The organism is Rathayibacter sp. AY1F6 (assembly GCF_002932035.1).
Lineage (GTDB): Bacteria > Actinomycetota > Actinomycetes > Actinomycetales > Microbacteriaceae > Rathayibacter.
Genome location: NZ_PSVD01000001.1, coordinates 33,052 through 59,237, shown reverse-complemented (window position 1 = coordinate 59,237; position 26,186 = coordinate 33,052). Strand labels below are relative to the sequence as shown.

Below are 26,186 nucleotides of genomic sequence, written 5' to 3'. Positions count from 1 at the left end.
GGGGCGTTAGCTCAGCCGGTCAGAGCAGCGGACTCATAATCCGTCGGTCACGGGTTCAAGTCCCGTACGCCCTACTCCGCTCCACCCGCGGTGGTTCCTCCTCTCCAGCGCCGGGTCGGGCATCCACCTGCTGTCGGTCTCGTCGGAGCGGGCGCTCCGGCCCTGTCGGACCGGCGTGCCGTGCCTCAGGACGCCGCCGACGCGGTCCTCGCCGGCACGCCGACCGCGGACGAGTCGGAGGCGACGTCGCGGACGACGACGGCGCCGGCTCCGACCCGCACACGGTCGCCGACGGTCACGTCCCCGACGATCGTCGCGCGGGCGCCGATGTAGACGTCGTCGCCGATCACGGGCGTCCGACCCTTCGACTCGCCGATGGTGACGCCGTGGTAGATGAACGCGTTCCTCCCGATGCCCGTGCGCGGGTGCAGGATCACACCGCGGCCCCAGTGGGGGAGACGCAGGCCGGGCCCGACCTGAGCGGCCGGCGGCAGCTCGGCTCCGACGATCATGCGGGTCCAGACGAGATCGACGAGGCGGTAGACGAGGTGGAGGGGGAGCCGGGTCCTCCGAGAGCTCGAGTACTGCCCGAGTCGGAGGACGAGGACGGTGAGCCGGTCGGAGGCGTGGCCCTTGGCGGCCAGGTCCGCGCGGACGACGGCTCGGAGGTCAGTGAGATCCATGCTCCCAGTCTGAGTGGGAGCCTCGAGGGTGAGGCCGGGCCGTCGGAGATCGTCCGGGGCGTGGCGAGCATCCGCGAGCGGACGACACGGTGGCGCGATGCGCTAGCACGTCCCGACGCGCCGCGCCCGTACTGGCCGCTCTCCGCTCGACGTGATTGCCTGATCCCGTGCCTGATCTTCCGATGTTCCCGCTCGGCTCCGTGCTCCTGCCGCACATGCCGCTCCCGCTCCGGCTGTTCGAGCCGCGGTACCTGCGGATGCTCGGCGACGTCCTCGAGGACGAGACCCTCGCGTTCGGCGTCGTGCTCATCGAGCGCGGCCAGGAGGTGGGCGGCGGCGACCAGCGGTTCGCGGTCGGCGCCCGCGCGCGCATCCTGAACATCGACGGGGCGGAGTCGTTCGTCACGCTCGACTCCGTGGGCGAGGAGCGCTTCGAGGTCGTCCGCTGGTACGAGGACGACCCGTACCCGCGCGCCGAGGTCCGCCTGCTGCCCGATCTGGAGTGGGACGAGAAGCACGCCCCCGCGCTGGCTGCGGCGGAGTCGGCGGTCCGCACGGCACTGGCGGTCGCGAGCGAGTTCGTCGAGCAGCGCTACGGCGCGGTCGTCGAGCTCGCCGAGGATCCGGCCGCGCACGCTTGGCAGCTCGCCGGCGTCGCACCGGTCACCGAGCTCGACCGCCTCGCGTTCCTCCGCAGCTCCACCATGGAGGAGCTGCTGGAGTCGGTCCGGGAGCGCTCCGCCGAGGCGACCGAGTCGTTCCGCGCCGGCTGGGCCTGAGCCCCGTCCCGGCGTCCCACGACGAGCCCGTCAGTCCTCGAGGCTGACGCCGCGCTCCTCCGCCAGCTTGACCAGGTCGTCGACGACCACGAGCGCCATCCGCACCGAGCGGTCGCGGCGGTACTCCTCGTCGTCCGGGTCGATCCGCGAGGTGCGGTCGAGGGTCTCCTCGATCGACTGCGCGAGCTCGCGCCACGCGTCCTGACGGGCGTCGTCGACGAGCGTCGCGAGGTACTCCTCGTCCTGCGCCCGCCTGTGGAGGGAGTCGGCGACCAGGAGCGAGAGCCGCTCGCGGTGGTCGAGGTTGTCGACGTCGGCCGAGCGGTAGTCGTGCACGTGGTCGGAGCGGCCGCCCACCGAGGTCACGTCGGCGGCGATGCCGCGCAGGCGCTCGGCGGCTGCCTCGGACTCGCGCGCCAGCTTCTCGAGCTCCTCCGCGGCGACGACGGAGTAGCGGCCCGAGTCGAAGGGGACGTCAGCACCGAGGCCGTCCATCAGCACACGGTTCTTCACGGCCATCCGGCTCGCGTACTGCGCGAGCATCAGGCCCTCCTCGGCGGCCTCCTCGACGGAGGCGGGCTCGCGCGACGGGTTCTCATCGGGGTCGTACGGCTCCATCTTGAACCTGCGTCGACGCCGGAACCACACGTGCGTCACCTACATCCCGGAGCAGGCGCCCCGCCCGCCGGAGCACCTCTTCGAGAGTACCCGGCGGGCGGGCGCCGTGGTCGGCGGCTCAGGCCTCGCGCCAGTCGTCCTGCCGGAGGTGGGAGCCGGCCTGCGGCCCCATCTGCAGCATCCCGCCGTCCACGACGTACGAGGATCCGGTGATGTAGGAGGCGGCGGGAGAGGCCAGGAAGGCGACCACCGCCGCGATCTCGCGGGCGTCGCCGGGGCGGCCGAGGGGGATGCCGGGGCGGTCGATCGTGACGGGGTCCACATCCTCGGCGTCGTTCATCGGCGTCGCGATCTCCCCGGGGGCGACGGCGTTGACGGTGATGCCGAGGGAGCCGAGCTCGAGTGCGGCCACCTTCAGCAGGCCGCCCAGCCCGTGCTTGGCAGCGGTGTAGGCGACGGAGCCGACCCGCGGCTGGTGCTCGTGGACACTGGTGACCGCGATGATCCTGCCGCCCGTGCCCTGGGCCGCCATGCGCCGCGCGGCGCGCTGGAGGCAGACGAACGCTCCGTCGAGGTTCAGGGCGACGGTCGAGCGCCAGCTGTCGAGGCTCTGCTCGAGGAAGGGCTCGCCTCCGCCTCCGCCCGCATTGCTGACGGCGACGTCGAGCCCGCCCAGTCGATCCGCGAGGTCGTCGATCACGTCGCCCGCGCCCTCCAGATCCGTCGTGTCGAGGCGCGCGATCTCGGCGCGCCGGCCGAGGGAGCGCACCTCCTCCGCCGTGCCCTGCGCGCCCTCCTCGTCGCTGTGCCAGGTGATGCCGACGTCCATGCCCGCCTCGGCCAGTGCCACCGCGGTCGCCCGGCCGATGCCGGAGTCAGAAGCGGTCACCAGTGCACGGGTGGGCTGGAAGTCTCGAGGTCCCTGGGTCATGTCGTCTCCTGTCTCGATCGGGCCGCCGATCCGGCGGACACGGGTCGATCCCATCAGCGGATCCGGCGCGCTCGGGAGCCGGTTGACAGGTCCGGGCTTGCGCGAGACGCGTGGCGGTGTCCCCGCTGAGCGCCCCGATCGCGTTGACTGGGCGGATGGATCACCGGCGCATCTCGGTCGTCGTCCCCGTGAAGGACGACGCCCGCCACCTCGAGCAGCTGCTCGAGCTCCTCCGCGAGCAGACGCTCGCTCCGTTCGAGATCGTCGTCGTCGACGACGGGAGCACCGACGACAGCGCCGCCGTCGCGCGAGCGGCGGGCGCGCGGGTGGTGCGGCACGACGGAGCCGGGATCCCGGCGAGCACGGCGCACGGCTTCGACGAGGCGCACGGCGACGTCCTCGCACGGCTCGACGCCGACTCCCGCCCGGGACCCGACTGGCTGGCGCGCCTGGCCGGCCACTTCGCCGATCCCGAGGTCGGAGCGGTGACCGGTCCCGGACGCTTCGACGAGCTCGGCCCGATCGCCCGGGTGATCGCGCGGGTCGCCTACATGGACGCCTACTTCGTGCTGATGGGGTCGGCGCTGGCCAACTGGCCGCTCTTCGGCTCCAACTGCGCCGTCCGCCGGTCGGCGTGGGAGGAGATCGCGGAGGAGATGCACCGGCACGACGCCTACGTGCACGACGACGTCGAGATCAGCGTGCACCTGGGACTCCGGCACCGGATCGTGCTCGACCGCCACCTCGAGGTCGGCATCTCGGCCCGCCCCTTCGGCGCCTTCGCCGACATGCTCCGCCGGTTCGACCGCGCTTTGCACACGCTGGCGCGGCACCCCGGGATGGGGTCGTCCCTGCAGCGCTGGACGCACCGGGTGCGCCGCACCCACCGCGACCGCCTGCGAGCGACGGCCGCGGCGCGCCGCTCCGGCTGACGACGAGAACCGACGGCGCCGCCTGACGGCTAGGGCTGGGCCGCGTCCGGCCGGGCCGCGTCGGGCTCGGCCTCCGCCGCCCGATCCTCTCCGGGCGCGGTGCGCCCCTCCTTCGGCATCGCCCAGACCGCGGCGAGCATGCCCACGGCGAGGACCGTGAGCGCGATGCAGACGAAGCGGGTGCCCTCGGCGAGGTCCGCCGGTGCGGGGACGCCGCCGCCCGCCTTCGCGTTTACGATCGCGCCGAACACGGCCACGGCGACGGCGCTGCCGATGTTGCGGGCGAAGAAGTTGGTCGAGGAGACCACTCCGCGCTCGTTCCAGTCGACGCTCGACTGCGCCCGGATCAGCGTCGGAGTCGCCACGAGCCCCATGCCGGCGCCGATCAGCACGCAGAAGCCGGCGATCTCCCACAGCGTCGAGGAGGCGCCGAGCAGGATGGTCAGCGCCGTGCCGATCACGACGAGCCCCGCTCCGAGGAAGCCCGTGTTGCGGAAGCCGATGCGCAGGTAGAGCCGGCCCGACAGGCTCGCCGCGACCGGCCAGCCGAGCGTCATCGCCGCGACGGCGAAGCCCGCGCCGAGGGCGGAGCTGCCGAGCACGCCCTGCGCGAAGGTCGGGAAGTACGAGGTGACGCCGAGCGTGATCGCGCCGACGGTCACCGAGACCAGGCTGGTCGAGATCAGCACGCGCCGCGTGAGGACCCAGAGGGGGAGCACCGGGGCGGCAGCTCGCCGCTCGATCGCGACGAAGCCGGCGAACGCGAGGGCCGAGACGACGAACACGCCGACTCCGGCGGGGGAGAGCCACGGCCAGGCGCTGCCGCCCTCGAGCAGCCCGAGGATGAGCAGCGCGGTGCCCACGGCGAGCACGGAGGCGCCCGCCACGTCGATCCGCTGCTTCTCGCCCCGCGTGGTCTCGCGGAAGCTGCGGATCAGGAGGAACGCCGCCAGGAGGCACAGGGGGATGTTGACGAGGAAGATGCCGCGCCAGGCGCCCAGGTCCGAGAGCACGCCGCCGAGGGTCGGCCCGACGACAGAAGAGATGCCCCAGACGCTCGCGAGGTAGCCCTGGGTCTTCGCACGCTCGGCGACCGTGTAGATGTCGCCGGCGATGGTGATGCCCATCGGCTGGATCGCTCCGGCCCCCAGGCCCTGCAGGGCTCGGAACGCGATCAGCGCGGGCATGCTCCAGGCGAGGCCGCACAGGAGCGAGCCGACCAGGAACAGGGCGATGCCGATCAGCATGATGGGCTTGCGCCCGATCACGTCGGCGAGCTTGCCGTAGAGGGGGACCGAGACCGCCTGGGCCAGCAGGTAGATCGAGAACAGCCAGGGGAACTGCTCGAAGCCCCCCAGGTCGGCGACGATGGACGGCACGGCCGTCGAGAGGATCGTGGCGTCGAGGGCGACCAGAGCGGTCGAGATCATCAGGGACAGCAGGATCGGGCCGCGCTCCGAGCGCAGTCCGACACTCGCGCGGGTGGGGGCGTCGGTCACTCTGCCCAGGCTATTCCATAGCCGGGGGATGGAAGCGGGGCGGAGAGGATCCGCTCCGGGGCTCGGTAGACTGGCGGCATGGAACTCGTTCTCTGGCTCGTCGTGTCCGCCATCGCCGGTGTCGGCCTCGTCTCCGGAGTCGCGGCTCTCATCGCCATGACGCGGGCGCCCTGGTCGGCCGACAAGTAGCCGCCCGGCCGGCCTCGCGCCGGCACTACTCGTAGATCCGCACCACGCTCCACTGCGGCTCCGTCGACGCGACCACGTCGAGCACGAACGCTCCGCCGGTCGCGAGGTCCGTCGCCTGGAAGCGCCAGCCGCCGATGCTCACCGGTGTGCGCCCGAACGTCGGCGGGAACCCCTCGAGGGGCGCCCACCACTCGCTCGTGCAGGTCCACACCGTCGGCCGGTCGGTCACCCGGTAGCTCCCGCCCCGCCACTCGAGCGCGATCGGCACTCCCTCGCCGTCGGTCGAGACCAGCGCCGTCTCGTCGATCACCGCCATCGTCGTGCTCCCGTTCACTCGCCGGACCCGGTTGGCCGTTCGAACATGTGTTCGATAGTCTGCGAGTGTACGCCGCGGCGCTCGTGCTCGCCACGGCCGCGGATCGACCGGTGGGAGGCGCGATGATCGAGTGGAGTCCGCTCCAGATGCTGCGCAGCAGCGGGCAGGACGAGTGGGTGATGGTCGACGCCCTGCGCACCGGCCGGATCGGCCTGGTGCGCCGCATCGAGACCGGCCCGTACCGCGAGACCTGGTTCCGCGCGGTGACCTGGGCGGCCGAGCCGGAGAGGCGGACGCTCGTGGGCTACTCCCGCTCGATGGACACCATCGCGGCCGCCCTGTGGGCCCATCAGCCGCCGACGGCGCAGGAGAAGCCCTTCCCCGGCTACCCGCCCTCGCGGCCGTCGGCGTGACTCCTTCAGCGAGAGGGGGCCCTGCCGTCCCCGCGACGGCGGCCTCCGTGTCCGCCACGGGGGAGAATGGCCCGATGCTCCTCGCACTCGTCGGCGGCCCCACGGGGGCGTGGCGGGCGGTCGACCCCGTCGGCGGCGCCGAGGCCGGGAGCGGCAGGGGGCCGGCCGAGCTGGCGGCGTTCGTCCGGGAGCGGGAGCCGGAGCGCCCGCGCTGGGTCTGGGACGACACCGCGCGCTGGTACCCCGCACTGCTGTCGGCCGGGGTGGTCGTCGCCCGGTGCCACGACCTCCGGCTGGCCCGCGCGATCCTCCGCCGCTCGGTCTCCGCCGCCTCATCGGCTCTCGCGCGCTCGCCCCTCGACCCGTGGGACGCGGGAGCCGCGGCCCCCGCCGCGCAGGACACGCTGATCGGGTTCGAGGAGGCGGCGGGCGGCTCCGACGAGCTCGACCCCGTCCTCGAGCTGGCCCTGCAGGAGGAGGCGCTCTCCGGCGCCGCCGAGGCCGGCCGGCTCCGCCTGCTGCTCGCCGCCGAATCCGTCGGCGCCCTGATCGCTCGCGAGATCGCCCACGCGGGGCTGCCGTGGCGCGCCGATGTGCACGACCGGGTGCTCACCGGGATGCTCGGCCCCCGCCCGCTCTTCGGCGGCCGCCCGGCCCTGCTGGAGGCGCTGGCCGTCCGTCTGCGCGACGAGCTCGGCGCGCCCGAGCTCAATCCCGACTCGCCGGCCGAGCTCCTCAAGGCGCTGCGGCGCGCGGGGCTGCCGGTCGAGTCGACGCGCTCCTGGGAGCTGCAGTCCCTCGAGCATCCCGCGGTGCCGCCCCTCCTGGAGTACAAGAAGCTCTCCCGGCTGCTCACCGCCAACGGCTGGGCATGGCTCGACGCGTGGGTGCGCGACGGACGGTTCCGGCCGGAGTACGTGGTGGGCGGCGTCGTCACCGGCCGCTGGGCGACCTCGGGCGGAGGGGCGCTGCAGCTGCCGCGGCAGATCCGCGCCGCGGTCACCGCGGATCCGGGCTGGAGCCTCGTGGTCGCGGATGCCGCGCAGCTCGAGCCGCGCATCCTCGCCGCGCTCTCGGGCGACTCGGCCATGGCCGCCGCCGGGCGGGGCCGCGACCTCTACCAGGGCATCGTCGACGCCGGCGTGGTCCCCGACCGGCCGAGGGCGAAGGTCGCGATGCTGGGGGCGATGTACGGGGCGACGAGCGGCGAGGCCGGGCGGCTGCTCCCGAGGCTCGCCCGTGCCTACCCGCGCTCGGTCGCGCACGTCGAGGCGGCGGCTCGGGCGGGCGAGCGCGGCGTGAGCGTCTCGACGTGGCTCGGGCGCAGCTCGCCTCCCGGACCCGAGGGGCTCTCGGCGGATGCGGCGCGAGCGCGCGAATGGGGACGCTTCACCCGCAACTTCGTGGTGCAGGGGACCGCGGCCGAGTGGGCGCTCTGCTGGATGGGCGAGCTGCGGGCGCGACTGCGCGCCGAGGGCGGCGCGGTCGGCCGGGCGCACCTCGTCTACTTCCTGCACGACGAGGTGATCGTGCACGCTCCCGCCGACGTCGGCGAGCGGGTCGCCGCGATCGTCCGCGAGGCGGCGGTGCGCGCCGGACGCTCGCTCTTCGGAGAGGGCGAGGTCGACTTCCCGGTCACCGTCGCCGTCGTCGACTCCTACGACCAGGCGAAGTGAGACGCGGGATCAGTACCAGTGCGGCGAGCGGTTGTTCCAGCTCGACCACGCGTTGCAGGGCGAGCCGTAGGCGCTCTTGATGTACGAGAGACCCCAGTCGACCTGCGTCGCCGCGTTCGTCTGGTAGTCGGCTCCCGAGTTGGCCATCTTGCTCGCCGGGAGGGCCTGCGGGATGCCGTAGGCGCCGGAGGAGCGGTTCAGCGCGTTCCAGCGCCACCCCGACTCGCCGTTCCACAGCGGGATGAGGCACCGGTCGACCTGGTCGGCGCCCCAGCCGAAGCGGCCGACAGCGGTGCGGGCGTAGGCCTGGGCCTGCGCGGGGGAGAGGCCGTCCGTGCGTCCGGCGTAGGTGCCGAGGGCGGCGATGGTCTTGGCGGAGCTGTTGCGTGCGCCGGTCGGGTCGTCGTCGCCGAGCTCGACCGGGCCGCCTCCTCCGCCGCCTCCACTGTTGGACGGCGCTGCCGGAGCCGCGACCGCGGCGGGAGCCGACGCGGCGCGCTGGCGGGCGGCCTCGGCCTCGGCGGCGAGGCGGGAGAGGCGCTGCTGCTCCTCGAACGCCGACTTCGCGTCCTGGCCGTCGGCGTACTCCCGCTCGATCTCGGCGGTGGTGTTCTTGAGCGAGGCGAGCTGGGTGTAGAGCTCCTGGCTGTACTTCTCCTGGTCGGCGACCTTGGCGTCGGCCTCGGCCTGCGCGGAGCGGGCGGCCGAGAGCGCGTCGGCCGCGGCGGTGGCGAGGGAGACGCGCTCGCCCCGGGCCTGCTCGGCCTGCGCGGCGAGGGAGACGGCCTGGTTCTCGGTCGACTGCGCCGCGGTCTGGAGCCGGCTGGTCTGCTGGGTGAGCTGCGTCATGGTGCCGAGGCGGTAGAGCAGCTCGCTCGACTCGTCGCCGCCGATGAGGAGGTTGAGCGTCGCATCGGTCCCGCCGTTGCGGTAGAGCTGCGCGGCGAGACGGCCGGCCTGCTCCTTCGCGGCGTCGGCGTCCGAGCGGGCGGCGGAGGCGCGCTCCTCCAGGGCGCTCACGCGCTGAGTCGCCTCGTCGAGAGCGCTCTGCGCGGCGTCCGCCTCGGCGGCCCGGCTGATGGCGGCGTCGGTGAGGGCGGCGGCCTGGTCGCGCAGGTCGGCGAGGAAGGCGGTGATGCGGTCGACTTCGGCGGCGGTGGCGCTCTCGCTCGACTTCGCGGCCTCCACATCGGACCACGAGGGGTAGTCGGACGGGTCGTAGGCGGCGGACGCGGAGAGCGGAGCGGCGAGGGCGGCGCACAGGACGAGGACCGTGCCCGCTCCGGCGGCGACGAGGCGCCGGCGCGTCCGGGAGGGGACGCGGAGACCGAGGGGGGTGCGGGACATGCGAACCACCCTAGGCGACGGCACCCGCGCCTGTCTCGTCCTAGCTCGAGGCTCGACGGCCCCGACGGGGACGCTCGAGAGCGTATCCGCGGACGCCCCGTCCCGGCCCGTCGCCCGTGAGCTCGTCGCGGGCCGCCTCGAGGAGGCGCCTCAGGGCCTCCTCCCGCACGCGGGCGGCGATCGCGGCGAGGCGGCGCTGCGGGTGCGCGTCCTCCTCCTCCTCCGCCTGCTCGTCGGCGGTGGCGGGCAGCGAGCTCTCGTACGCGTCGAGGACGGCGGCGAGGTCGGCGCCGGACAGGCTCGAGGCCAGCAGCACCCGGTCGAGGACGTCGTCCCAGTCCTCCTCCGGGGACGCTCCGTCACCCGTCAGCCAGGCGGCCGCCTCCGCGCGGCCCTCGTCGGTGAGCGCGTGCAGGGGGAGGCCGTCGTCGGTGGACCCGGCCGAGACGACGAGGCCCCGCTCGCGCAGGCGGTCGAGCGTCGAGTAGATCTGGCCGACGTTGACCCGGGGCCGGTGCGCGGCACGGTCGAGGAGCTCGGCGTGCAGCTGGAGGCCGTAGGCGGGGCCGAGCGTGAGCAGGGCGAGCAGGCCGTCGCGGACGGACACGGTGCTCCTCCCGGCGGGCGTCTGGCGGTGTGCGGCGTCCGGCGGCGCGGACGACCTGAGTATAGGCAGGAGCCGCCCACGGCCGGTCGAGCAGGCGCGGCGAGCCGCCTTGACGGAGGTCCGCCGCTCCTGCATGATCGGGCGTGGTGGCACGTCCACCGTCATAATCGAAGAAGGCGCACCGCAGAGTGTTCCGTGGTCCGGGTCGTTGGGGAAGACGCACCGGGACGAACGGAGGACACCATGGTGGCGCAGCAGACTCGGGGTGTGCTCTTCGTGCACTCCGCCCCCCGCGCGCTCTGCCCCCACCTCGAGTGGGGGACAGGTCGCGCCCTTGGTCGTGCCGTGAACTTCGCCTGGATCGAGCAGCCCGTGCTCCGCAGCACACTGCGCGCCGAGTTCGCCTGGGAGGGCCCGGTCGGAACCGGTGCCGTCATCGCGTCCGCTCTCCGCGGCTGGGCCGACGTCCGCTACGAGGTCACCGAGGAGCCCTCGCCCGGCGTCGACGGAGGCCGCTGGATGCACACGCCCGAGCTCGGCATCTTCTACGCGCAGACCGACAGCGCGGGCAACACCGTCGTGCCCGAGGACCGCATCCGCTCCGCCATGGAGCTCGCCGGCGCCGACCCCATCGAGCTGCACCGCGAGCTGCGCCTCGCCCTCGGCCAGGCCTGGGAGGACGAGCTCGAGCCCTTCCGCTACGGCGGCGACTTCGCCCCCGTCGTCTGGATGCACGGGGTCGGCTGAGTTCGTTCGACGCCGCTCCTCGCGCGGCGTCGCGCAGTCGGCTCGGGGAGGTGGTCGGGTTCCGTGGAGCGGCTTGCGTCCGGCGACGCCGATCCGCTGGCACGCGGATCGGCGGATACGCCTCGCGGGGGCCGCTCGCTCCCGCCTCCCTGAACCAGGCGGCCAGCGGACCCTCGTTCCGGCAGAGGCCCGCCTCGAAGTCGCGCCGTCGCCTCGCGGTTGCCGCTCGCTGGCACGTCGACCAGACGGTCGGCGGAGCACCGCGTTCCGGCGGAGGGCGTCGGAAGACTCGTGGACCCGCCCGCACCTCTGTCGCGCACGACGCCGACGGCCCGAGTAATGGCGAGTCGCACGCTCCCCACGAGCGCAGCCGCCCTGATCCGAGCATCCGACCCGAGTCGCGGCGAAGCCCGCGCTCCCCTCGAGCACAGCTGCTTGAACCGAAGCTTTCGACCCGAGTCGCGGCGAAGCCCGCGCTCCCACCCGGACAGCTTCCGCGATCGGAGTATCCGACGCGAGTCGCGGCGAAGCCCGCGCTCCCCACCAGCACGGCGTGCTCACCAGCCCGCACCAGACGGCGGCGCAGATCCCTCGCGGCACGAGGCGTATCCGGGGATCCGCGTTCCAGCGGATCACCGTCGCCGCACCGCACCGGCCCTCGGAAACCCCGCCCCCCTCCCCAGCGGACGCGCCTGCGCCGCGCAAGGAGCGGCGCAGCCCGCTTTCCGCACGGTGGAGCGGGGCTACGCCCCGCTACACCGTCCGGAAAGCGGCAACAGCATTGTGCCCCCCGAACCCGAACGAGTTCGAGATGGCGACCAGCGGTCCGTCGCCGAGGGCGCGGGGGCTGGTGACGACGTCGAGGGGGATCTGGGGGTCCTGCTCGAAGAGGTTGATGGTGGGGGGTGCGGTGCGCTCGTGGAGGGCGAGCACGGTGAAGATGGCCTCGAGCGCGCCGGTGCCGCCGAGGAGGTGGCCGGTGGACGCCTTGGTCGCGGAGACGGCGATGTTCGGGAGGTGGTCGCCGAAGACGCGCAGCAGGGCGCGGTATTCGGCGATGTCGCCGACCGGGGTGCTCGTCGCGTGGGCGTTGACGTGGGTGACGTCGGTGAGCGCGGCTCCGGCCTGCTCGAGGGCGCCGATCATGGCGCGGGCGGCGGCGGAGCCCTCGGGGTCCGGCGCCGTGATGTGGTACGAGTCGCTGGTGACGGCGCCGCCGGCGAGCTCCGCGTAGATGCGGGCTCCGCGGGCGAGGGCGTGCTCCTCGGTCTCGAGGATGAGCGTCGCGGCGCCTTCTCCGAGGACGAAGCCGTCGCGGGAGACGTCGTAGGGGCGTGAGGCGGTCGCCGGGTCGTCGTTGCGGCGCGAGAGGGCCTGCATCGACGCGAAGGCGGCGATCGGGAGCGGGTGGACGACCGACTCCGTGCCGCCGGCGACGACCACGTCGGCGAGGCCGAGCTGCATGTGCTCGTAGGCGTTCGCGAGGGCCTCGGTGCTGGAGGCGCAGGCCGACACGTCGGTGCGGGCGTAGGCGCGGGAGGGGATGGCCATGCTGATGGCGGCGGCGGCCGCGTTGGGCATGAGCATCGGGATGGTCATCGGGAGGACCCGGCGGGGACCGCGCTCGCGGAGGGTGTCCCACGCGTCGACGAGGGTCCAGAGGCCGCCGATGCCGGTCGAGTAGTCGACGCCCACGCGGAGCGGGTCGACGTCGGTCATGCCGGAGTCGGCCCAGGCCTCGCGGGCCGAGATGAGCGCGAACTGGCTGGAGGGGTCGAGGCGCTTCGCCTCGGGGCGGGAGAGCACCTCCTCCGGGCGGACCTTGGCCTGGGCGGCGAAGGTGACCGGGATGTCGTACTGGGCGACCCAGTCCTGCTCGAGGGAGCGGACGCCTGATTCGCCGGCGAGGAGTGCGTTCCAGGACTCCCGGGCGGTCCCGCCGAGGGGAGTGCTGGCACCGATTCCGGTGACGACGATCTTCTTGGTCATGACGAGCTTCTCTGTTCCGTGTGGGTGGGTGCCGGGCTCACCCCGGCCGACGGTCGCCGGCCGGGGTGTCCGCCACGAGGACGGGGTGCGCGGGCGACGACTACTCGGACGCCTTGACGATGAAGCGGACCGCGTCGCCGACCGTCTTGAGGTTCTTGACCTCGTCGTCGGGGATCTTCACGTCGAACTTCTCCTCGGCGTTGACGACGATGGTCATCATCGAGATGGAGTCGATGTCGAGGTCGTCGGTGAACGACTTGTCCATCTCGACGGAGTCGGTGGCGATGCCCGTCTCGTCGTTGACAAGCTCGGCCAGGCCGGCGAGGACTTCTTCGTTGGACAGTGCCATGGTTCTCTCCTTGGGGGTTCTTCGGGTGTTCGTCAGTGACCGTAGGTCAGTTTAGGGGTGGGGTCGCGCCGGTCACGGGAGCACCACGACCTGCGCGCCGAACACCAGTCCGGCGCCGAAGCCGATCTGCAGCGCGAGTCCGCCGTGCAGCTCCGGGTGCTCCTCGAGCAGGCGGTGGGTGGCGAGCGGGATCGACGCGGCGGAGGTGTTGCCGGTGGTCTCGATGTCGCGGCCGATGGCGACGGTCTCGGGGAGCTTCAGCTGCTTCGCGAGCTCGTCGATGATGCGCATGTTCGCCTGGTGGGGGATGAACGCGGCGAGGTCCTCGGGCTGGACGCCCGCCTCCGCGAGCGCCTGCTTGGCGACCTTGGCCATCTCCCAGACCGCCCAGCGGAAGACCGACGGGCCGTCCTGGCGGAGGGTGGGCCATTCGGCGGTGCCGTCGCGGTAGGCCGCGAGCGGGTTGTCCATGCCGACGGTGTCCCACTTGGAGCCGTCGGATCCCCAGACGGTCTTCGAGATGCCGGCGGTGTCGCTGGGGCCGACGACCGCGGCGCCCGCGCCGTCGCCCAGGAGGAAGGAGATGCTGCGGTCGGTCGACTTGACCAGCTCGGACAGCTTCTCGGCTCCGACGACGAGCACGTACTCGGCCAGGCCGGAGCGGATGAAGGAGTCGGCCTGGGCGATGCCGTAGGTGTAGCCGGCGCAGGCGGCCGAGATGTCGTACGCCGGGGCGGGGTTCGCGCCGATGCGGTCCGCGAGGAGCGCGGCCAGCGACGGGGTCTGCACGGTGTTGCTGATCGTGGAGACGAGCACGACGCCGATCTGGTCCGGGCGGATGCCCGCCTTCTCGATCGCCTCGAGGGAGGCGGTGGTCGCGAGGTCGACCGCGTGGATGTCGGCGGAGGCGCGGCGGCGCTCGATGATGCCGGTGCGCTGGCGGATCCACTCGTCGGAGGAGTTGATCGGCTCGATCAGGTCGTCGTTCGGGACGACGAGGTCGCCGCGTGCCGCGCCGATGCCGAGGATCCGGGTGTACGCGCTGCCGCTGGACTGGGTGAGGGAAGGGGTCGTCATGGGGTCTCTCCTGCTAGGCGGCGTGCTCGTCGAGGAAGGCGCGGGCGGCGTCCACGTCGTCGGGGGTCGTGATGGCGATGCTCGGCACGCCCTTGAGGCCGCGCTTGGCGAGGCCGACCAGCGCGCCGGCGGGTGCCAGCTCGATGATCCCGGTGACGCCCGCGTCGGCGAAGGCCGCCATGCAGAGGTCCCAGCGGACGGGGGAGGCGACCTGGCCGACGAGCAGCTCGAGGAACGCGGCGCCGGAGTCGACGACCGACCCGTCGCGGTTCGTCCAGAGCCGGAGCGTCGGGTCGGAGGGGGTCAGCCCGGCTGCGACGCCGGCGAGGGAGTCGCGGGCGGGCGCCATGTAGCGGGTGTGGAAGGCGCCGGCCACCTGCAGGGGGATCACGCGGGTCCCGCGGAGCGGCTCCGCCTTGAGCGCCTCGAGCGCGTCGACCGCGCCGGCGACGACGATCTGCCCGCCGCCGTTGTAGTTGGCCGGCTCGAGGCCGAGCTCGTCGAGACGGGCGATCAGGGCCTGCTCGTCGCCGCCGAGGACCGCGCTCATCGCGGTCGGCTCGGCGGCGGCCGCAGCGGCCATGGCACGGGCGCGCTCGCGGACGAACACCAGCGCGTCGGCCTCGGTGAGGACTCCGGCTCCGGCGGCCGCGGTGATCTCGCCGACGGAGTGGCCGGCGATGCCCGCGATGCGATCGCGCCGTCCACCCTCGAGGAGGGCGGCGAGGCTCACGAGTCCCGCGGAGACGATCAGGGGCTGGGCGACCGCGGTGTCGCGGATGGTGTCCGCGTCCGAGACGGTGCCGTGCGCGGCGAGGTCGATGCCGACCGCCTCCGAGTGCGCGGCGACCTGCTCGGCCACGGAGGGGATCTCGAGCCATGGGGCGAGGAATCCGGGGGTCTGGGAGCCCTGACCCGGGGCGACGACGACGATCACGGTATCCAGTCTTCCGATCTGCGCTCGCACGTGCGGCGCGTGGAGCCACTGACAAAGCACAAAGAGCTTGTCGCGGGTCTACAAGTGTTCAGGGGCGGGAGGGGTTCGGCGAGCGGAGGGCCTCAGCGGCGGGACGGCTTCCGGCGGACGGCGCCGTCCGGGTCGCTCATGGAGCCGAGGATGAGGGCGGACTGGAGGATGAGCGCCTCGCGGGCGCCCGTCGCGTCCCAGCCGATCACCTCGGCGACCCGCTTGAGGCGGTACCGCACCGTGTTCGGGTGCACGAACAGCTCGCGAGCGGTCGCCTCGAGGGAGCGGCCGTTGTCGAGGTAGGCCCACAGCGTGGTCAGAAGCTCGGTCGAGTGCTTCTGCAGGGGCCGGTAGATCTGCGTGATGAGGCTCTGGCGGGCGAGCGGGTCGCCGGCGAGGGCGCGCTCGGGAAGGAGGTCGTCGGCGTTGACCGGTCGCGGCGCGTTCCGCCAGGAGCGGGCGACCGCGAAGCCGGCGAGGGCCGCGCGGGCGCTGCGGGACGCCTCGACCAGGGTCGGCACCTCGTGGCCGAGGACGAGGTGGCCCGTCCCGAAGCCGGGCTCGAGCGCCTCCGCGATCTCGAGGAACGCGACCGGCGGGCCGGTCTCCTCCGTGGCGTTCTCGCTCGGCTCGGCGCGGCCGATGACCAGGACGAGCCGGCTGCCCTGCACGCCGATCAGCACGTCGGCGTCCATGTGCCGGGCCGTGCGGCGCAGCTGGTCGACGTCGAGCATCTTGGGGGCGGTGCCCACCAGGACGGCGACCTCGCCGTGGCCGTGCCAGCCGAGGGCGGCGATCCGGCTGGGCAGCTCGTCGTCGGCCTCGCCCGTGAGGATCGAGTCGACGACCAGCGCCTCCAGGCGCGCGTCCCAGAGACCTCGGGCCTCGGCGGCGCGCGCGTAGACGTCGGCCGCGGCGAAGGCGATCTCGCGCGAGTAGAGGAGGATCGCCTCGCGGAGGTCCTCCCCGCCGTTCTTGATCCGGTCCTCGACGACCTCGACCGTCACCTTGATCAGCTGCAGCGTCTGCGTCAGCGAGACGGAGCGCAGCAGCTCGCGGGGAGCGGCTCCGAACACGTCCGCCGCGATCCACGGCGTGGCCGACGGGTCGTCGAACCACGAGATGAACGAGGTGATGCCGGCCTGGGCGACGAGGCCGACCGCCGAGCGCCGACCGGGGGGCATGCTGCCGTACCAGGGCAGCGTGTCCTCGAGTCGCTTGATCGTCTGCGTCGAGAGCTCACCGGCGAGGGTGCGCAGCCAGGCAAGGGTCTGCTCCTTCGTGCGGGGAGCGCCCGGCCGGGTGGCCGGACGCTCCGCCGCAGGAGCAGGACCCCGCGCACTCGACGGTGCGGGTTCCTGCGAGAGCACGGACTCGTCCGTCAGCTCTCGCCGCCCGCGTTGCCGGTGGTGCCGGCGTTGACGTCGAGGAGGCGGTACTTCTCGATCGCCTGGACGGCGAGCGAGGGGTCGACCTCGCCGCGCTTGGCGAGCAGCTGCAGCGTCCGCACGACGACCGAGGGGCCGTCGATCTGGAAGTAGCGCCGCGCCGCCGCACGGGTGTCCGAGAAGCCGAAGTCGTCCGCGCCGAGCGTCGCGAAGTCGCCCGGGATGAACTGGCGCAGCTGGTCGGGGACCTGGTGCGAGAAGTCCGAGACGGCGACGAAGGGGCCCTTCGCGTCGGCCAGCTTCTGCGTCACGTACGGCACCTGCTCGGCGTCCTCGGGGTGGAGGAAGTTGTGCTGCTCGGCCTTGATGCCGTCGCGGCGCAGCTCGTTCCACGAGGTGACCGACCAGACGTCCGCCGAGACGCCCCAGTCCTCGGCGAGGAGCTTCTGCGCCTCGATCGCCCACGGCACCGCGACGCCCGAGGCGAGGAGCTGGGCCTTCGGCCCGTCCCACTGGCCCCAGGAGATGCGGTGGATGCCGCGGACGATGCCCTCGACGTCGACGTCCTCCGGCTCCTTCGGCTGCACGATCGGCTCGTTGTAGACCGTGATGTAGTACATGACGTTCGGGTCGGTGTGCTTCCCGCCGTACATGCGCTCGAGACCGGACTGCACGATGTGCGCGATCTCGTACCCGTAGGCCGGGTCGTAGCTCACGACGGCGGGGTTGGTCGCCGCGAGGATCGGGGAGTGCCCGTCCGCGTGCTGGAGGCCCTCGCCGGTCAGCGTGGTGCGTCCTGCGGTGGCGCCGATCATGAAGCCGCGCGACATCATGTCGCCGGCCGCCCAGATCGCGTCGCCCGTGCGCTGGAACCCGAACATCGAGTAGAAGACGTAGACCGGGATGAGCGGCTCGCCCTGCGTCGAGTACGAGGTGCCGATCGCGGTGAACGCCGCGAGGGCGCCCGCCTCGTTGATGCCGACGTGGAGGATCTGACCCTGCGGGCTCTCCTTGTAGGCCAGGAGGAGCTCGCGGTCGACCGACGTGTAGTGCTGGCCGCGCGGGTTGTAGATCTTCGCGTTCGGGAAGAACGCGTCCATGCCGAAGGTGCGCGCCTCGTCCGGGATGATCGGGACGACGCGGTTGCCGAAGTCCTTCGACCGGAGGATGTCCTTGAGGATGCGGACGAACGCCATGGTGGTGGCGATCTCCTGCGTCCCGGAGCCCTTCTTGCCGACCGCGTACGCCGAGTCCTCGGGGAGGTTCAGCTGCGTGTACTTCGAGCGGCGCTCGGGGAGGTAGCCGCCGAGCGCGCGGCGGCGCTCCTGCAGGTACTCGATCGCCTCGTCGTTCTGACCGGGGTGGTAGTACGGCGGGAGGTAGGGGTTCTCCTCGAGCTGCGCGTCCGTGATCGGGATGCGCATGGTGTCGCGGAACGACTTGAGGTTGTCCAGCGTCATCTTCTTCATCTGGTGGGTCGCGTTGCGGCCCTCGAAGCTGCGGCCGAGACCGTAGCCCTTGATGGTGTGGGCGAGGATGACGGTGGGCTGGCCCTTGTGCTCCGTCGCGGCCTTCATGGCCGCGTAGATCTTGCGGTAGTCGTGGCCGCCGCGGCGCAGGCCCCAGATCTGCTCGTCGGAGTAGCCCTCGACGAGCTTCTTGGCGCGCGGGTCGCGGCCGAAGAAGTTCTCGCGGACGTAGGCGCCGTCCTCCGTCTTGTAGGTCTGGAAGTCGCCGTCGGGCGTCTTGTTCATCAGGTCGAGCAGCGCGCCCTCGGTGTCGCGGGCGAGCAGGTCGTCCCACTCGCGGCCCCAGATGAGCTTGATGACGTTCCAGCCCGCGCCGCGGAAGTACGACTCGAGCTCCTGCACGATCTTGCCGTTGCCGCGGACGGGTCCGTCGAGGCGCTGGAGGTTGCAGTTGACGATGAAGTTCAGGTTGTCGAGGCCGTCGTTCGCGGCGACCTGGAGCTGACCGCGCGACTCGACCTCGTCCATCTCGCCGTCGCCGAGGAACGCCCAGACCTGCTGGTCGGAGGCGTCCTTGATGCCGCGGTTGGTGAGGTACTTGTTCGCCTGCGCCTGGTAGATCGCGTTGATCGGGCCGAGGCCCATCGAGACGGTCGGGAACTGCCAGAATTCCGGCATGAGCCGCGGGTGCGGGTAGCTGGAGAGCCCGCCGCCCCGGTGCGACTTCTCCTGGCGGAATCCGTCGAGCTGGTGCTCGCTCAGGCGTCCCTCGAGGAAGGCGCGCGCGTACGGGCCGGGGGAGGCGTGGCCCTGGATGAAGACCTGGTCGCCGCCGCCCGGGTGGTCCTGACCGCGGAAGAAGTGGTTGAAGCCGACCTCGTACAGCGAGGCGCTCGACGCGTACGTCGAGATGTGGCCGCCGACCCCGATGCCGGGACGCTGCGCGCGGTGCACGAGGATGGCCGCGTTCCAGCGGATCCACGCGCGGTAGCGGCGCTCGACGTCCTCGTCGCCCGGGAAGTCGGGCTCGTTCTCGGGCGCGATGGTGTTGATGTAGTCCGTGGTGGGCACCATCGGCACGCCGAGGTGGAGCTCCTTGGAGCGCTTGAGGAGGCTGAGCATGACGTCGCGCCCGCGACCCCGGCCCCGCTCCTCGACGAGCGCATCGAGCGACTCGTTCCACTCCGACGTTTCCTCGGGGTCCGAGTCCACGTGACCGACGGAATACGGGTCCTGATCGTTAACAGTCACCCTCGACCTCTCTCTGGGGGCAGATCGTGCCCGAGACATCACTCTCATGAAGCGGTGCGGATCCGCGGATCCGGGGCTCGGATGACGAGCCGCGCGCGGGCACCTCCGTCAGCCTAGCGATTCCCGTGCCCCGAACCTGGAATCGCACTGTGGTGATCCACGAGGGATGTGCGCCGACGACTGTAGGAGAGCGCCAGACGGGACGCGTCGACCGGCCCGTGATCGGGGGAGACGGGCCGTTCCTTGGAGTCTGCGCGGAGCGGGTCTAGCATTGCCCCTCGTGCTCGCGCGACTCTCGTGCGCACGGAAGGACATCGGACCGATGGCTCTCGAGAAGCTGACCCTGGCTCCCGACTTCGAACTCGCGAACCAGTACGGCGAGCGCATCCAGCTGGGCGACTTCCACGGGCGGCGCAACGTCGCCCTGGTGTTCTTCCCCCTCGCCTTCTCCGGCACCTGCACGGGCGAGTTCTGCGCGCTGCGCGAGAACCTCTCCCTCTTCGAGCACGCCGACGTGGAGCTGATCGGCATCTCGGTCGACTCCAAGCACACGCTGCGCGCCTGGGGCGAGAAGCAGGGCTACGACTTCACGCTCCTCTCCGACTTCTGGCCGCACGGCGACGTCGCCAAGCAGTACGGCGTGTTCACCGAGGCGAAGGGCTACGCGACCCGCGCGACCTTCCTGATCGACAAGGCCGGCGTCATCCGGGACACGTTCATGACCGCCCCGGGCGAGGCGCGCTCGATCGACGCCTACCGCGCCGCGATCGACGCGCTCGCCCCCGCGCACGTCTGACCCTCCGGAGGCGGACCGCCCCGGTCGTCAGCTGAGGATGTTGACGGCCCGCGAGATCACGAGAGCCAGCAGGACGAATCCGGTGAACGCCTCGGCGATCATCAGGAGCTTCATCCGGCTCGACAGCGGCATCGTGTCGGTCGGGCTGAACGCCATGGTGTTCGTCGTCGAGACCGAGAGGTAGTCGACGAAGCCGGGCCGCCAGTCGGCGCGCTCGGAGGAGGTCGCGGCGACCTCGGGCGCGGTGTCGCGGTAGGTGTCCTGCGGGAAGGCGAAGTCGGCCGCCGGCAGCTCGGTGCGGGGAAGCGTTCCGCGGGCGACCGGACCGCCGCGGTCGAGCTCCCAGAACAGCAGCGCGTACGCGACGACGTTGGTGACCCAGACCTGGAGCGCGGTGAGCAGCAGCGGCGGGCCGTCGGCCGTCCCGTCGACGAGGTCGATCACCACGGCGACCACGTTCACCTGGTTCGCCACGGCGAGCACGACCGCCAGGGCGATGGAGACCCCGCGCGACCAGCGCGTCTCGCTGTCGAGCCGGTGCGGGTTGACGACGAACAGCGGCACGAGCAGCGCGAGCGTGATGCCGGCGGCGACGAGGCGGACCACCGAGGTGTCGGGGCTGTGGCCGGCCACGTTCAGGGCGACGGCCACCAGGATCGCGGCGGAGGCGGGCCAGCGGCTCTCGGCGCGCCGCCTCGCCCGGGAGTCGCTGTCGGCGGTCATGTGCCGAGGCTAGTGCCCGCAGGGGGCCGCTCCGCCTGCCGTAGGATCGAGTCGATCGTCCGCGGGTGCGCCCGCGACGGGGGCCTTTAGCTCAGTTGGTAGAGCGCCACGTTTACACCGTGGATGTCATCGGTTCGAGCCCGGTAGGGCCCACCACCTCCGGCGATCGGACACTGCGCGTCAGCGGGACTGCCGGCGCTTGTAGGGCTTCGGCTGGCCCTTGACGATCGGGGCGCGCCCGGTCCCCTTGGAGGCCTTGGCCTTGCCTCCCGACTTCGGGGCCGCCTCCGGCTCGTCGCCGAGCGCGGCGAGCTCCTCGCGGGCGGAGGCGAGGCGCTGCCGCCCGGCCGCGGTGAGGGTCGTGGCGGCGGCACCGGGCTCGAAGAGCGGCTTGCCGAGGTCGAGCTCGACGGCGGCGACGGAGGAGTCGAGCTTCTGCCGCGAGATGCCGAGGCGCTCGGCGGCGCGCACGAAGTGCAGCTCCTCGGCGACCGCCACGAAGTGGCGCAGCTGGCTGATCTTCATCCCGAACCCTTCACGGCCGCTCCCTGCGGCACGACCACGGTACGCGGTCCGGGAGGGGGCGCCGACCGCCGGGAGCGCCGTCGGGAGCGGCATCGGTCCGTCGATCCGCGCCAGAGGACCCGGCGGACATTGCCGGACGGAGGCGGGAGGCCTACGGTCGCGCCCGTGGGCGGTCCCGAAGCCGGCCACGGAGAGAGGCCGACGTGGGCGCGCTCATCTACAGCTCGATCGCGTCGCTCGACGGCTACGTGAACGACGCGGACGGCGGATTCGCCTGGGCGGAGCCGCGACCCGCCGTGCACCGCTTCATCACGGAGCGTGAGGGGCGGGTGCGCACGTACCTGTACGGGCGGCGCATGTACGAGGTCATGCGCGCGTGGGAGCAGACCTGGGCACTGGCGGAGGAGTTCGCGTTCATCCGCGACTTCCAGGAGATGTGGCGGGCGGCCGACAAGGTCGTGTACTCGACGACGCTGGAGTCGGCCGAGACCCGCCGCACCCGCGTCGAGGGCGGGTTCGACCCGGTCGTCGTCGCCGCGCAGGTCAGCGCCGCCGACCACGACGTCTCGATCGGCGGGCCGACCCTCGCCCGGCACGCGCTGCTCGCCGGGATCGTCGACGACGTGCAGGTCTACACGGTGCCGGTGGCGGTGGGCGGCGGGACCCACTTCCTCCCGTGCGGGTTCCACGCGCGCCTCGACCTGCGCGAGGAGCACCGCTTCGCCGACGGCACGGTCTTCACGCGCTACAGCGTGCGGCGCTGAGACCGGCTACTCGGCGCCGACCAGCGCGGCGATCCGCGAGGCGAGCCGGGCGCCCTGAGCACGTCCGGCGCGGGCGGAGGCGGCGCGGACGGCCGGGTCGAGCGAGTTCGGGCCGAAGGCGCGCACCGACTCCTCGTCGGCGTAGAGCACCTCGACCCGCGAGTCCGCGAGGGCGTCGAGCTCGCCGGTCGGTATCAGGCCCGCGCCGGGCGTGCCGACTCCCGGCAGCGGAGTGACGATCAGGACCCAGTCGGCTCCCGCGGCGAGGTCGGCGTTGCTGCCGGAGCGCACGCCGCCGTCCATGTAGCGGACGCCGTCGATGCTGACGGGAGGCCAGACCCCGGGGACGGCGCAGCTGGCGGAGATCGCGTCGACGAGGCCGACACCGCTCTCGCGGTCGAACACGCGCAGCTCACCGGTGGCCGTGTCGACCGCGGTGATGAGCAGACGCTGCTCGGGCCAGTCGGCGTCGCCCACGCGGGCCGAGATGACGGCCCGGCGCGTGTCCTCGGGGAGCGTCTCGGCCTCGAGCGCGAGGGTGCCGATGCGGCGCCGCGCGTCCTGGGGCGAGGTCGCGCCCTCGACGGCCGCGGCGAAGAGGGCCTGGAGGCGCTCACCGTCGACGTCCGCTCCGATCTCGGCGGACTCCTCCTGGAGCTGGGCCTCGTACGACTCGTCGAGGCCGGTGCCGGTGCTCAGCTGCGCGGCGACCGCGGAGCCCGCGGAGGTGCCGATGAAGGTCGTCGACGGATCGAGCAGGAGGCGGGCCGCCTCGGGGGAGGCGTCTGCGAGGCCGCGGAGGACGCCGAGCTCCCAGGCGATTCCGGCGAGGCCGCCGCCGGCGAGGACGAGTGCACCAGGCATGGGGGAGGTCCTTTCGATCAGGATCAGGAGGGGGCGGGCGCTGCGGAGCGCCGCAGCACCAACGCTGTCACATCGTCGTGCGCGTCGTCTGCGAGAGCATGCAGACGCTCGAAGAGAGCGGGGTCGTCGTTGCTCCGCACCAGCTCGGCGAGACGGTCGAGCGCGTCGAGGCGCCCGCCGAAGACGTCGAGCAGGCCGTCGCTGCAGGAGAAGAGCGCGTCGCCGGGGGCGAGCACGCGCTGCTCCTCCTCCCAGGAGACGTCGGCGGCGATGCCGAGCGGGACGCCGGTGGAGGCGAGCCGCTCCGTGGTGCCGTCGGCGCGCAGCAGGAGGGTGAGGCCGTGGCCGCTGTCCACGAACGCGACGGCGCCGCTCGCGAGGTCGACCCGGGCGATCAGCGCGGTCGCGAACATCCCGGTCGCTGTCAGATCGGGCAGGAGCTGGCGGTTGACGGCCTCGACGGCTGCCGCGGGAGGGAGCTCCGGCCGCGCCTGGAACGCGGAGCGGATCGCGGAGGCGACGATCGCCGCCGACACCCCCTTGCCCATCACGTCGACCAGCTCGAGGGAGAGGTCGTCCCCGCTGCGACGCCACGCCGTGTAGTCGCCGGCGACGTCGTGCAGCGGCGTGGTCAGCGAGTCGAGGCTCCACTCGCCGAGGTCGAGGCGCTGGGGCCGGAGCCGCTCCTGCGTCTCGCTCGCGCGTCCGGAGAAGGCGATCTCGCGCAGCTCCCGCTCGGCCCACCGGCCGAGGTCCTCGAGGATCTCGCGCTCCTCCTCCGAGAAGCCGCGCACCTCGCTGTCGATGATGCAGATCGTGCCGACGCGGAGGCCGTCCCCCACGACGAGCGGGCGGCCCGCGTAGAAGCGCACGTGAGGGGATCCGGTGACGACTCCGCGGTCGGCGAACCGCGGATCGGCGGTGGCGTCCTCGACGACGAGGATGTCGCCCTGCTGGACCGTGACGTCGCACATCGAGTCGGCGCGCAGCATCCTGCTCGCCCGCGCCGAGCGCTGGGGCGACTTCGTGAACTGCGTCGACTCCTCGAGGATGTTGATCTCGGCGAGGGGGACGCGCAGGAGCCGGCGGGCGATGCGGGTGATCCTGTCGAAGCGCTCCTGGGGGGTGCTCAGGCCGATCCCGAGCTCGGCGATCGCGGCGAGGCGGGCGCGCTCGGTCGGCTCGCTCACGTGCGGGTCCGGGCGAGTTCCCAGAGGTTCTGCCCGTCGACACGGCGGTAGGAGAACTCGGTGACGAGGGCGTGGATGAACGGGATCCCGCGGCCTGCCTCGTCCCACTCGTCCGGCATGTCGCGGGGGTCGGCGACCTCGGCGGGCGCCTCCTCGGCGGAGTCGTTGAGCGAGGCGCGCAGCTCGGTCGCGTCGACGCGGATCTCGACCAGGCAGATGATGTGCCGGTACGACCGGGCGTGCTGGACGATGTTCGAGGTCAGCTCGACCAGCGCGGTCTCGAACGACATCCGGTCGACCGGCGCGACGCCCGGCTCCTCGAGCCACAGCTCCTCGAGCGCCTCGTGGACGGCGGTGACGCCGTCCTCGGGCGGCGTGCGCACGACGAAGGAGCGCTCAGGCACGGTAGGCCTCCTCGACGGTCTCGGCGCTCCCGAGCAGGCGGTCGAGGTTGGACAGGCCGAGCACCATGGCGGGCTGCTCGCCGGCGGCGGCCACGCGCAGCTCGCCGCCCGCCTTCCGCGCCTCCTTGAGTCCGGCGACGAGGACGCCGAGCCCGGACGAGTCGAGGAACTCGACGGCCGCCAGGTCGACGACCACGCGGACCTCTCCCGCCTCGAGCGCGCGCTGGAGGACCGCTTCGAGCTCCCACGCCGTGGACAGGTCGAGCCGGCCGACGGGGCGGATCACCACGATGTCGGGCTCGATCCGCTCGGTGCTGATCCTCGAGCTGGGCTCCATGGTGTCCTCCTGACGGGACGGCACGCGGTTCCGCAGGGCTCGGAGACGTGGTGAGGACGCGGTCGGGCGCGCGACCGAGGGGCTCCGGATCCGATGCGGGGGTGAATCGGGGAGTTCGTCCGCCTCCGACCGTACAAGGGAACGGGGCGCCCCGTGGGAGGCGTGACCGCATCCGCGCTGCGACACGCGGTGCGCGACCCGGGGGAGGAGGCTCCGATCAGCCCCGCGCGGCGGCGAGAGCGTCGGCGGCGAGCCGCACGGAGGTGTCCCGGCCGGTCAGCCAGAGCGGCACGGAGCGGGCGCGGAGCCCCGCCGACTCGAGCGCCGGGACCGCGTCCGCGTCCTCCTCGCCGACGAGCCAGGCGTCGAGGAGGCCGCCCCCGCTCCGGGCTCCGTAGTGCCGGCCGACGGCCTCGGCGGAGGTCTCGACGCCGATCGCGCCGAGGCAGGCGTCGGCCATGCCGCGCACCACCGCGCCTCCGATGACGGGGGAGACGCCCACGACGGGTGCGGAGGTCCGGCGGAGGGCGTCCGCGATCCCGGGGACGCCGAGGATCGTGCCGATCGAGACGACGGGATTGGAGGGGGCGACGAGCACCGCGTCGGTGTCGGCGATCGCCTCCAGCACGCCCGGGGCGGGGCGGGCGCTCTCCACCCCCTGCTGGACGAACCGGCGGGCGGGCGCGGACGCGCGCAGCCGCACCCACCACTCCTCGAAGTGGAGGAGCCGCACGCCCTCGCCGGGGAGCTCGACCTCGACGTGGGTCTCGACGTCCTGGTCCGACATCGGCAGCAGGCGGACCCCCAGCGGCCAGCGGGCGGTGATCCGGGCGGTCGCCTCCGAGAGGGTGAGGCCGTCGCGCAGCATCGAGCTGCGGGCGATGTGGGTGCCGAGGTCGAGGTCGCCCAGGGTGAACCACGGCCAGCCGACGCCGAAGGCGGTGAGCTCGGCCGAGACCCGCTCGCTCTCGCCGGCCCGCCCCCAGCCGCGCTCCGTGTCGTTCACTCCGCCGAGCGCGTAGGTGATCGAGTCGAGGTCGGGGCAGACCTTGAGGCCGGTGAGCCACATGTCGTCGCCGGTGTTGACGACGACGGTGATCTCGCTCGCCTCGCCGCCGGCGGCCTCGAGATCGCGGAGGTGCTCGCGGACCGCCGAGGTGAAGCGGGCGCCGCCGACGCCTCCGGCCAGGATCGTGATGCGCATCCGCCCACGCTAGCGGCACCGACGGATTCCTCCCCCGGCGAGCCTTAATGCTGCGGATCCGCGCCGGAAACACCGGGGAAACGTCGAACCCCGACGATGAAGCCCTGTCCCCGGAGCCGGACGGTCCGTCATTGCCTTCGGGCCCGGCGGGG

At 72.8% G+C, this 26,186-nt stretch carries 27 protein-coding genes and 2 tRNA genes; 9 read left to right on the top strand and 20 right to left on the bottom strand.

The window, feature by feature from the left end; genetic code table 11:
* Window positions 1-74: transfer RNA gene (locus C5C44_RS00305), tRNA-Ile, on the top strand.
* A gap of 111 nt (window positions 75-185) precedes the next feature.
* Here C5C44_RS00305 and C5C44_RS00300 read toward each other — a convergent pair.
* Window positions 186-683 (bottom strand): DapH/DapD/GlmU-related protein, encoded by a 498-nt coding sequence (locus tag C5C44_RS00300; protein ID WP_104335062.1) that lies wholly within the window; start codon window positions 681-683, stop codon window positions 186-188.
* 167 nt (window positions 684-850) lie between these two features.
* On the opposite strand from C5C44_RS00300, the gene C5C44_RS00295 reads away from it, so the two are divergent.
* Window positions 851-1,462 (top strand): LON peptidase substrate-binding domain-containing protein, encoded by a 612-nt coding sequence (locus C5C44_RS00295; RefSeq protein ID WP_244229436.1) that lies wholly within the window; start codon window positions 851-853, stop codon window positions 1,460-1,462.
* Between the two features lie 30 nt (window positions 1,463-1,492).
* Here C5C44_RS00295 and C5C44_RS00290 read toward each other — a convergent pair whose 3' ends face one another.
* Window positions 1,493-2,080 carry a hypothetical protein gene (locus tag C5C44_RS00290; RefSeq protein WP_104223455.1) on the bottom strand — a complete coding sequence of 196 codons (588 nt, stop codon included), beginning with the start codon at window positions 2,078-2,080 and terminating at the stop codon, window positions 1,493-1,495.
* A gap of 118 nt (window positions 2,081-2,198) precedes the next feature.
* The gene (locus C5C44_RS00285) at window positions 2,199-3,011 is read right to left on the bottom strand and encodes an SDR family oxidoreductase (RefSeq protein WP_104273352.1); all 813 of its coding nucleotides are present in this window, start codon (window positions 3,009-3,011) and stop codon (window positions 2,199-2,201) included.
* A gap of 155 nt (window positions 3,012-3,166) precedes the next feature.
* Between C5C44_RS00285 and C5C44_RS00280 the strand changes: the two genes are divergently transcribed.
* Window positions 3,167-3,943, top strand: a complete 777-nt coding sequence (locus tag C5C44_RS00280; protein WP_104223456.1) for a glycosyltransferase family 2 protein — start codon at window positions 3,167-3,169, stop codon at window positions 3,941-3,943.
* 29 nt (window positions 3,944-3,972) lie between these two features.
* On the opposite strand, the gene C5C44_RS00275 is transcribed toward C5C44_RS00280, so the two are convergent.
* Together C5C44_RS00275 and C5C44_RS00270 are read right to left on the bottom strand one after the other, a co-directional pair.
* The gene (locus C5C44_RS00275; RefSeq protein ID WP_104263019.1) at window positions 3,973-5,373 is read right to left on the bottom strand and encodes an MDR family MFS transporter; all 1,401 of its coding nucleotides are present in this window, start codon (window positions 5,371-5,373) and stop codon (window positions 3,973-3,975) included.
* Between the two features lie 283 nt (window positions 5,374-5,656).
* Complete coding sequence (locus C5C44_RS00270) at window positions 5,657-5,965, bottom strand: hypothetical protein (RefSeq protein WP_104226677.1); 309 nt, start codon at window positions 5,963-5,965, stop codon at window positions 5,657-5,659.
* 104 nt (window positions 5,966-6,069) lie between these two features.
* Between C5C44_RS00270 and C5C44_RS00265 the strand changes: the two genes are divergently transcribed.
* Both C5C44_RS00265 and C5C44_RS00260 read left to right on the top strand, forming a co-directional pair.
* On the top strand, window positions 6,070-6,360 hold the full coding sequence (locus C5C44_RS00265) for a hypothetical protein (protein ID WP_146082406.1): 291 nt from the start codon (window positions 6,070-6,072) through the stop codon (window positions 6,358-6,360).
* 74 nt (window positions 6,361-6,434) lie between these two features.
* Entirely contained in the window at window positions 6,435-8,036 is a 1,602-nt protein-coding gene (locus C5C44_RS00260; protein WP_104260983.1) for a bifunctional 3'-5' exonuclease/DNA polymerase, read from the top strand.
* 9 nt (window positions 8,037-8,045) lie between these two features.
* Here C5C44_RS00260 and C5C44_RS00255 read toward each other — a convergent pair whose 3' ends face one another.
* Entirely contained in the window at window positions 8,046-9,383 is a 1,338-nt protein-coding gene (locus C5C44_RS00255) for a hypothetical protein (protein WP_104335061.1), read from the bottom strand.
* Between the two features lie 40 nt (window positions 9,384-9,423).
* On the bottom strand, window positions 9,424-9,990 hold the full coding sequence (locus tag C5C44_RS00250) for a PadR family transcriptional regulator (RefSeq protein ID WP_181132637.1): 567 nt from the start codon (window positions 9,988-9,990) through the stop codon (window positions 9,424-9,426).
* 243 nt (window positions 9,991-10,233) lie between these two features.
* Here C5C44_RS00250 and C5C44_RS00245 point away from each other — a divergent pair, with 243 nt between their 5' ends.
* Window positions 10,234-10,737: a DUF3145 domain-containing protein gene (locus tag C5C44_RS00245; RefSeq protein ID WP_104226674.1), complete on the top strand. Its 504-nt coding sequence runs from the start codon at window positions 10,234-10,236 to the stop codon at window positions 10,735-10,737.
* Between the two features lie 753 nt (window positions 10,738-11,490).
* On the opposite strand, the gene C5C44_RS00240 is transcribed toward C5C44_RS00245, so the two are convergent.
* The 6 genes from C5C44_RS00240 to aceE form a co-directional block, all read right to left on the bottom strand.
* Window positions 11,491-12,726 carry a beta-ketoacyl synthase gene (locus C5C44_RS00240; protein ID WP_104335059.1) on the bottom strand — a complete coding sequence of 412 codons (1,236 nt, stop codon included), beginning with the start codon at window positions 12,724-12,726 and terminating at the stop codon, window positions 11,491-11,493.
* A gap of 100 nt (window positions 12,727-12,826) precedes the next feature.
* Window positions 12,827-13,075, bottom strand: a complete 249-nt coding sequence (locus C5C44_RS00235) for an acyl carrier protein (RefSeq protein ID WP_104223463.1) — start codon at window positions 13,073-13,075, stop codon at window positions 12,827-12,829.
* Window positions 13,076-13,147: 72 nt separating this feature from the next.
* Entirely contained in the window at window positions 13,148-14,152 is a 1,005-nt protein-coding gene (locus C5C44_RS00230; RefSeq protein ID WP_104223464.1) for a beta-ketoacyl-ACP synthase III, read from the bottom strand.
* 13 nt (window positions 14,153-14,165) lie between these two features.
* Window positions 14,166-15,089 (bottom strand): ACP S-malonyltransferase, encoded by a 924-nt coding sequence (locus C5C44_RS00225; protein ID WP_104250961.1) that lies wholly within the window; start codon window positions 15,087-15,089, stop codon window positions 14,166-14,168.
* Between the two features lie 122 nt (window positions 15,090-15,211).
* Complete coding sequence (locus tag C5C44_RS00220; RefSeq protein WP_181027189.1) at window positions 15,212-16,378, bottom strand: CdaR family transcriptional regulator; 1,167 nt, start codon at window positions 16,376-16,378, stop codon at window positions 15,212-15,214.
* A 122-nt stretch (window positions 16,379-16,500) separates the two neighbouring features.
* Window positions 16,501-19,227 carry a pyruvate dehydrogenase (acetyl-transferring), homodimeric type gene (aceE, locus tag C5C44_RS00215; protein WP_104247522.1) on the bottom strand — a complete coding sequence of 909 codons (2,727 nt, stop codon included), beginning with the start codon at window positions 19,225-19,227 and terminating at the stop codon, window positions 16,501-16,503.
* Window positions 19,228-19,549: 322 nt separating this feature from the next.
* Between aceE and C5C44_RS00210 the strand changes: the two genes are divergently transcribed.
* Window positions 19,550-20,023, top strand: a complete 474-nt coding sequence (locus C5C44_RS00210; protein WP_104223507.1) for a peroxiredoxin — start codon at window positions 19,550-19,552, stop codon at window positions 20,021-20,023.
* 27 nt (window positions 20,024-20,050) lie between these two features.
* Here C5C44_RS00210 and C5C44_RS00205 read toward each other — a convergent pair whose 3' ends face one another.
* The gene (locus tag C5C44_RS00205; RefSeq protein ID WP_104335058.1) at window positions 20,051-20,746 is read right to left on the bottom strand and encodes a hypothetical protein; all 696 of its coding nucleotides are present in this window, start codon (window positions 20,744-20,746) and stop codon (window positions 20,051-20,053) included.
* An 80-nt stretch (window positions 20,747-20,826) separates the two neighbouring features.
* On the opposite strand from C5C44_RS00205, the gene C5C44_RS00200 reads away from it, so the two are divergent.
* Window positions 20,827-20,902 (top strand) — tRNA-Val (locus C5C44_RS00200).
* Between the two features lie 24 nt (window positions 20,903-20,926).
* Here C5C44_RS00200 and C5C44_RS00195 read toward each other — a convergent pair.
* Complete coding sequence (locus C5C44_RS00195; protein WP_104223469.1) at window positions 20,927-21,271, bottom strand: LysR family transcriptional regulator; 345 nt, start codon at window positions 21,269-21,271, stop codon at window positions 20,927-20,929.
* A gap of 203 nt (window positions 21,272-21,474) precedes the next feature.
* Here C5C44_RS00195 and C5C44_RS00190 point away from each other — a divergent pair, with 203 nt between their 5' ends.
* Complete coding sequence (locus tag C5C44_RS00190; RefSeq protein ID WP_104247523.1) at window positions 21,475-22,035, top strand: dihydrofolate reductase family protein; 561 nt, start codon at window positions 21,475-21,477, stop codon at window positions 22,033-22,035.
* 6 nt (window positions 22,036-22,041) lie between these two features.
* Here the strand turns inward: C5C44_RS00190 and C5C44_RS00185 are convergent, their stop codons facing one another.
* The 5 genes from C5C44_RS00185 to cofD form a co-directional block, all read right to left on the bottom strand.
* The gene (locus C5C44_RS00185; protein WP_104238200.1) at window positions 22,042-22,899 is read right to left on the bottom strand and encodes a patatin-like phospholipase family protein; all 858 of its coding nucleotides are present in this window, start codon (window positions 22,897-22,899) and stop codon (window positions 22,042-22,044) included.
* 23 nt (window positions 22,900-22,922) lie between these two features.
* On the bottom strand, window positions 22,923-24,089 hold the full coding sequence (locus C5C44_RS00180; protein WP_181127411.1) for a PP2C family protein-serine/threonine phosphatase: 1,167 nt from the start codon (window positions 24,087-24,089) through the stop codon (window positions 22,923-22,925).
* Complete coding sequence (locus tag C5C44_RS00175) at window positions 24,086-24,493, bottom strand: ATP-binding protein (RefSeq protein ID WP_104247525.1); 408 nt, start codon at window positions 24,491-24,493, stop codon at window positions 24,086-24,088. The genes C5C44_RS00180 and C5C44_RS00175 overlap by 4 nt, the downstream gene beginning before the upstream one ends.
* Window positions 24,486-24,830: an STAS domain-containing protein gene (locus C5C44_RS00170; protein ID WP_104223474.1), complete on the bottom strand. Its 345-nt coding sequence runs from the start codon at window positions 24,828-24,830 to the stop codon at window positions 24,486-24,488. The genes C5C44_RS00175 and C5C44_RS00170 overlap by 8 nt, the downstream gene beginning before the upstream one ends.
* 217 nt (window positions 24,831-25,047) lie before the next feature.
* The gene (cofD, locus tag C5C44_RS00165) at window positions 25,048-26,034 is read right to left on the bottom strand and encodes a 2-phospho-L-lactate transferase (protein WP_104335057.1); all 987 of its coding nucleotides are present in this window, start codon (window positions 26,032-26,034) and stop codon (window positions 25,048-25,050) included.
* Window positions 26,035-26,186: the final 152 nt, after the last annotated feature.